8 protein-coding genes are annotated in these 6,133 nt (G+C 55.3%); 7 read left to right on the top strand and 1 reads right to left on the bottom strand.

The features are described from left to right. The 5 genes from ACNKH3_RS09710 to ACNKH3_RS09690 form a co-directional block, all read left to right on the top strand. Positions 1–718 (top strand): amino acid--tRNA ligase-related protein (locus tag ACNKH3_RS09710; protein ID WP_420209083.1); only part of this gene is annotated, 718 nt, incomplete at its 5' end. Positions 719–742: 24 nt separating this feature from the next. Further along, positions 743–928 carry a type II toxin-antitoxin system HicA family toxin gene (locus tag ACNKH3_RS09705; RefSeq protein ID WP_417917162.1) on the top strand — a complete coding sequence of 62 codons (186 nt, stop codon included), beginning with the start codon at positions 743–745 and terminating at the stop codon, positions 926–928. Further along, the gene (locus tag ACNKH3_RS09700; protein ID WP_417917161.1) at positions 925–1,344 is read left to right on the top strand and encodes a type II toxin-antitoxin system HicB family antitoxin; all 420 of its coding nucleotides are present in this window, start codon (positions 925–927) and stop codon (positions 1,342–1,344) included. Before ACNKH3_RS09705 ends, ACNKH3_RS09700 begins: the two co-directional genes overlap by 4 nt. 122 nt (positions 1,345–1,466) lie before the next feature. Then, on the top strand, positions 1,467–1,814 hold the full coding sequence (locus ACNKH3_RS09695; RefSeq protein WP_417917160.1) for a hypothetical protein: 348 nt from the start codon (positions 1,467–1,469) through the stop codon (positions 1,812–1,814). A 155-nt stretch (positions 1,815–1,969) separates the two neighbouring features. Beyond that, positions 1,970–3,745: a UbiD family decarboxylase gene (locus ACNKH3_RS09690; RefSeq protein ID WP_420209082.1), complete on the top strand. Its 1,776-nt coding sequence runs from the start codon at positions 1,970–1,972 to the stop codon at positions 3,743–3,745. A gap of 9 nt (positions 3,746–3,754) precedes the next feature. On the opposite strand, the gene ACNKH3_RS09685 is transcribed toward ACNKH3_RS09690, so the two are convergent. Next, the gene (locus ACNKH3_RS09685) at positions 3,755–4,981 is read right to left on the bottom strand and encodes a hypothetical protein (RefSeq protein WP_420209081.1); all 1,227 of its coding nucleotides are present in this window, start codon (positions 4,979–4,981) and stop codon (positions 3,755–3,757) included. Between ACNKH3_RS09685 and ACNKH3_RS09680 the strand changes: the two genes are divergently transcribed. Then, positions 4,980–5,138: a hypothetical protein gene (locus tag ACNKH3_RS09680; protein WP_420209080.1), complete on the top strand. Its 159-nt coding sequence runs from the start codon at positions 4,980–4,982 to the stop codon at positions 5,136–5,138. The genes ACNKH3_RS09685 and ACNKH3_RS09680 overlap by 2 nt on opposite strands. Positions 5,139–5,267: 129 nt before the next feature. Beyond that, the gene (locus ACNKH3_RS09675) at positions 5,268–5,990 is read left to right on the top strand and encodes a hypothetical protein (RefSeq protein WP_420209079.1); all 723 of its coding nucleotides are present in this window, start codon (positions 5,268–5,270) and stop codon (positions 5,988–5,990) included. Positions 5,991–6,133: the final 143 nt, after the last annotated feature.

Genomic DNA, 6,133 nt, shown 5'->3' with positions numbered 1-6,133 from the left:
GTCCACGCGGCATAACCCGGAGTTCACTATGCTGGAGTTCTATCAGGCCTACGCCACCTACGAGGACATGATGGACTGCACCGAGGAGATGATCTCCTCCATCTGTCAGCAGGTGAACGGCTCGATGCAGATCACCTATCAGGGCACGCCGATCAACCTTGCCCCGCCGTGGCGGCGGCTGTCCATGACTGAGGCTCTGAGCGAAGTGGCGGGCTTGGATGCGGCAGTGGTGGCCGATGATGTGGCGGTGATGGAGCTGGCGAAGAAGTATAAGGTGGACTTGCAGCCGGACTCCGGGCCGGGCAAAGCGCGCACTGGCCTGTTCGAGCTGCTGGTGGAGGAGAAGCTGATCAACCCAACCTTTATCACGTCATATCCAGCGGAGATCTCGCCCTTGGCACGCCGCAACGAGGCGGATCCCAGCATCACCGACCGCTTCGAGCTGTTCATCACCGGGCGGGAGATCGCCAACTCCTTCTCCGAGCTGAACGACCCGATTGATCAGCGCGAACGCTTCGTCAAGCAGATTGAGGAGCGCGGCAACGACGAGGAGATACACCCTGAGATGGACGAGGACTTTGTCCGCGCCTTGGAGTACGGGATGCCCTCAGCGGCGGGCGAAGGCATCGGCATAGACCGCTTAGTCATGCTGCTGACGGATTCGCCCTCAATCCGGGATGTGATCTTGTTCCCGCATTTGAAGGCGGAAGCGAGGTAGGGCGCAGACCTCTGCCAGCAGAGCATGAACGGCAAAGAAATCATTGAGCTGCTCAGGCAGAACGGCTGGCAGCTTGTCCGGGTGCGGGGCAGTCATCACTTGCTGTCTGACGGCGTGAAGACTGTTCCTGTGCCGGTGCATGGCAAACAGGACATCGGCATGGGCCTGCTCAAAGCGATTGAAAAGCAGACAGGGGTGAAGCTGAAATGAAGATTGCATATCCGGCGCGGATTACAAAGGAAGAAGACGGCATCTTTTTCGTCTCCTTTCCCGATCTCGATGAAGCCATGACGCAAGGCGAGACGATCGAGGAGGCTCTTTTCAACGCTGCTGAAGTGCTGACGCTGGTCATGGAGCACCGCCTTGAGCAGCAGCAGGAGATCCCTGAGCCTTCCCAAGTGACTGGCAGCGATGTGCATTGGATTGCGCCTGAGGTGAACGTGCAGGCGGCCCTGCTTATCCGCAAGGCCCGCGCGGGCAGGCCGCTGGCTGATCTTGCCAGAATCCTTGACGCTTCCTGGCCTTCGGTCAAGCGGCTGGAGAACCCGCGCAGCTCGCCGACGCTGAAGATGATTGACAAGGCTGCTGCGGCTCTTGGCAAAAGGCTGATGCTGAGTTTTGAGTAGAGTCCAAAATCCGGGATGCGATACTGTTCCCGCATTTGAAGGCGGAGGGGAGGTAGTTTTTCTGCATAATCACAGACGAACCAGTCTGTATATACTCGATAACAAAAAACAAGAGTGAAAGAATGAAGAAGAATGTAATTTTTTCTATTGTGTTAACAGCACTGGTATTGAGTGTTAACACGTATGCGCAAATTCGGAACAAATCTCTTGATGAGATAGTCACCGCTACTGCGCCGTTAATAACAGACTACACTATTGACACATTAGGATCGGCTAATATTAAATTGAACCCAGATGTTTGGAACGGATTTAGTCCATCCCAACAACGACAGCTATGTGATAGCCTCGCTGCTGCTTGGCAGGGTAACAAAGTTCAGCTATTAAATGGCTGGCTTTGGGTTTATTCTACAAAGATCGGTCGTATTTCTCCTAAAATCACAGGGGGCTGGAAATTTGTTCCTGAAGAGTAGGAGAGTAGATTGGGTGGGCTTGGCTCATCCCAACCTACAGCCCTCCCCAGCATTTGCCCGTCGTACCTGACGTGCTGGTTCAGGCCGCTGTGGAATATATGGCGGCGAACCGTTGAACGGGGAATCAGCGCAGATCGTTATTCACTTTATTTTCCATGCCTCCTGTCATTAATCTCCGTCAATTCCTTGACATCCTCCGCCGGGAAAACGAACTGCTCGTCATTGACGCTGAAGTTGATCCCTGCCTTGAAATCGCGGAAATCCACCGCCGGGTGATCGCTGCTGGCGGCCCGGCCTTGCTCTTCACCAAGGTCAAAGGCTCGACTTTCCCGGTTGTTACCAACCTTTTCGGCACCAACCGCCGATTGAAGCTGGCCTTTGGCCACAGGCCGCTGGATTTCGTCCGCAATCTGGTGCGGCTGGCGGAAGAAATCATGCCGCCGACGCTCGGCAAGCTCTGGCAGTCGCGCTCAATCGGTCTGCAAGCCCTCAAGGTCGGTCTGAAAAACGTCAGCCGCGAAGACGCGCCGGTGCTGGAGCGGATGCAGCAGCCCGCCCGCCTCAGCAGCCTGCCCATGCTCACCTCGTGGCACAGCGACGGCGGGGCCTTCGTCACACTGCCGCTGGTGTACACCGAACACCCGGACGGGCGCGGCCACAACCTCGGCATGTACCGCATCCACCGCCACGACGACACCAGCACCGGCGTGCATTGGCAGATTCACAAGGGCGGCGGCTACCACTACTTTGAGGCCGAGCAGCGCGGCCAGAGCCTGCCCATGACCCTGTTCATCGGCGGGCCGCCCGCCCTGATGCTGGCCGCTATTGCGCCCTTGCCGGAGAACATCCCGGAGCTGATGCTGGCCTCGCTGCTTCAGGGCAGCAGGCTGGCGATGGCGGCGGATCCGCGCGGCGGGCATCGTCTTGTTGCGGAGGCGGAATTTGCGGTGAAAGGCATCGTGCCGCCCAAGCTGCGGCGACCGGAAGGCCCCTTCGGCGACCACTACGGCTACAACTCGCTGACGCACGATTATCCGGTGTTCCAGACCACGCACCTCTATCACCGCAAGGATGCAATTTACCCAGCCACGGTGGTCGGTCATCCTAAGCAGGAAGATTATTTCATTGGCGATTTCTTGCAGGATTTGCTTTCGCCGATCTTCCCGCTCGCTCTGAACGGCGTGCGGCAGCTCAAGACCTTTGGCGAGACCGGCTTTCACTGCTTGGCTGCGGCAAAAGTTTACAACCGCTATCCCCGCGAGGCATTCGCCGCCGGACTGCGCATTCTTGGCGAAGGCCAGCTTTCGTTGACCAAATTCCTGATCATCACCGACGGCAGCCTTGATATCGCGGATTTTCCCAAGCTCTGGCAGCACGTTTTAGAGCGTGTGCAGTGGGAGCGGGATTTGTTCGTTTTCGCGAATGTCTCGCAGGACACGCTGGATTACACCGGCCCGTCGGTGAACAAAGGATCTAAGGCCATGCTGCTGGGCTTGGGTGAGCAGCGGCGCGAGCTGCCGAGGGAGTTCAACGGCAGCCTGCCGCCGGATTGCGGCCCGGCCAAGGTTTTTCTGCCCGGAACACTGGTGGTGCAAGGCGAGAGCTATGCCGCCAAACCGAAATTGGGGGAGATGCTGGCGAACTGGCCGGGCTTGGCTGATTGGCCTGTGGTGGTGCTGGTGGATTCTACCGCCGCTGCGACCGAGAACTTGCAGGAATTTCTCTGGACCTTCTTCACCCGCTTTGAACCGGCGGCAGATATTCACGCCAGCCAGCAGCAGGTGCGCCGCTTCCATGTCGGCCTGACTCCGCCCATCGTCTTTGACTGCCGGATGAAACCGTGGTATACCGAAGTCTTGGAGGTTGATCCGGCGACTAAGGCACTCGTGGACAGCAAATACGACCGGATAATTCCGGCCCAGTGGCGTTGAGCGCAGCTGCTACCGCAGCAGGCCAGGACGGAAGACCATGATGCCGCCGAGCACCAAAAGCACAACGCCGCCGATGATCTTGCAGTATTTTGCATATCGCTGGCCGATGTTGGTGTTGACAGCCAGAACAGCAAGGCTGAAAATGATCAGGTCGTCGAGCATGAAAAAGAAGTCATAGAGCAGGATGTAGGCGTAATATTGAATCGTCGGCAGCTCTTTCAGAGACAGGGCATGAGTGTAAATGGCCGGCAAAGCGGCGGAGCAGGCGAATTCAATGGAGTTGATGACAAACGCAAGGACAACAATATTGAAGATGGTGAGCAGGCTGATTGGAGATTGAGCAATCTGCTCAATCCGGCTCATGGTCTTTTTTTTGGAGGACGCATCGCCGATTTTGCAGACCAGCTCTCCTTTTGTCTGAATGTATTCGCGAATGCTCAGAATGCCTGTGCCGACAGCAATCAGACCGACAAGCAGCGTCAGGATGCGGAGATAGCCCAGAAAGAGAAAAGCGTTGAGCCAAGCGGTCATGAACAGGAAATAAAGCGTTCCTGATGCGCCGACAAAGGTGCCGACTAAGATCCAGATTTTCTTGCGGCTGTTCAGGGTCATTATGATGGAGATCAGATAGACCAGCACCCACATGGCGCAGGGATTGAAGCCATCAACCAGCCCCAGAACAACAGCAAGAGAAAAAAGAGAATAATCGGCATACTTGATCTCTCCCAAGAATGGCAGCTTGACCGTCTCTTTCTCCGTCCGGTAGCCGTCCTCTTCTTTGAAGAGAGAGGGATCGTGCTGTACATACGCTTGGATTGCCCTTTCGAGAGCAGCTCCGGTTGTTTCGTTACGGTCAAATCCTGATATCAAGTAAGGGCCGATGGCTGTCAGCGGCACGCCAATCTGCATGTCCAAGCCGTGTTGCCGCACAAACTCGGCAAAAAGCCTGCTGTTTTCCGGGAGCGCGGTGTCATGTTCCGTCCAGCGCAGTTCTGGGTATTTAGCCTTCAGATAAGGATTAAACAGTTTCTGCTTCTGGCAGTGCGGGCATTGGCTGTGAAAAAAGAAAACAATATCTTGACCGCTGGAATGAGGAATTTTTTCAGGAAAATGCCGTTCAGCAACGTAGATGCCGATGCCAAGCAGACAGAGGGAGAGGATGAGATACTTCTTGAACGGATCGCTGAGGACTTCCTGTAGCCACGCAGGCAGCGAAAGAAACGGTGACTTTGTCATGGCAGCACCTCTTGAAATGCAACCTGTTTCTTTCCATATTCTTACGGTGTATTATACTCCTCGCGATGCGGCCTGTCAAAAAATGGAACTTTTTTTATTTTGGCCGTTCTCTGCTGGCGGAGAATTGAATATTGCCTGCAAGAGAGTATTTCCGTAAGGTTAAATTGACGGCACCGTTCCATTGCATCAAGGCGGTTGAGCGGTGCCGAAACCGCCGCCGCCTTCGGCTTCGCTCAGGCAGCTCATTGCACCTGCGGCACAAGTCAGCTGAAAACTAAAAATATCTATGTCATTGCTGATCATCTACGCTGCATTGGCCTGCATTTTTTGGCTGATTGCATTTCCGCAGTACATTCTCTGCGAAGTCTTTGAGCTGAACGACAAGGGCGCGGCTGGCGGCGTGAAAATCCGCAAGCGGAAACGCCGCATGCTGCTGCTCAAGGAGCTGCCGCTGTTTTTGTTCTGCCGTTTGCCGGGCAGTCTGCGGCGGAAGATCAAGAAAAGATTTTCTTCCGGCATGACCTGCTGCTACCAAATTCCGCATTACTCAGGCATCGTTGGCGGAAAAATCCCTGCATGGTTTCATGTCGGCGGCACAGCCAAACTTACGCTGTCCTTTCCTTGGCAAAGGCCGCTGCACAGCGAGGACGACGAGTGCGGCAGCGTCAGCAGCTTTATTTATTGCAACGAATCTTCCTGTCCTTCTTTGGAAATCGAAGTTGAGGCTGAAGGGCTGCAAATCGAAGGCGAACGGCGGCAGATGTATGAACTCAGCGCGCTGCCTGCTGTTTACCGCTGGACTTTTTCTGCCGACAAGGCTGGAACATTCATCGTGAAAATCACCGCCAAATTGCACACCCGTCCGGATGCTGAGCCGCTTTACGCTGTTGCCGCGCAAAGGATCCGGGTGCTGCGCCTTCCCTTTCTCAGTCTCGGCCAAGCGCGGGCGGCAGCAGCGGCATCCGCCGTGCTAACTGCCCTTTGCGCCGTCAATCTCTTCTTTTTTTGAAACGTGGATTCAAGTTGTAAGTGCAACTTTTGCGGGGTTGAGAAAAGAGTGAGTTATGGTAACATGATGGCTCAATTCTCACCGCCAAGCAAGAGGAGCGCGCATGAAGCATTACACACAACTCACCGAACCAGAACGTAACC

Source organism: Candidatus Electronema sp. JC, assembly GCF_048287365.2.
Lineage (GTDB): Bacteria > Desulfobacterota > Desulfobulbia > Desulfobulbales > Desulfobulbaceae > Electronema.
Note: the sequence above shows the minus strand (reverse complement) of the source record. Positions and strands in the feature narration are given on the sequence as shown.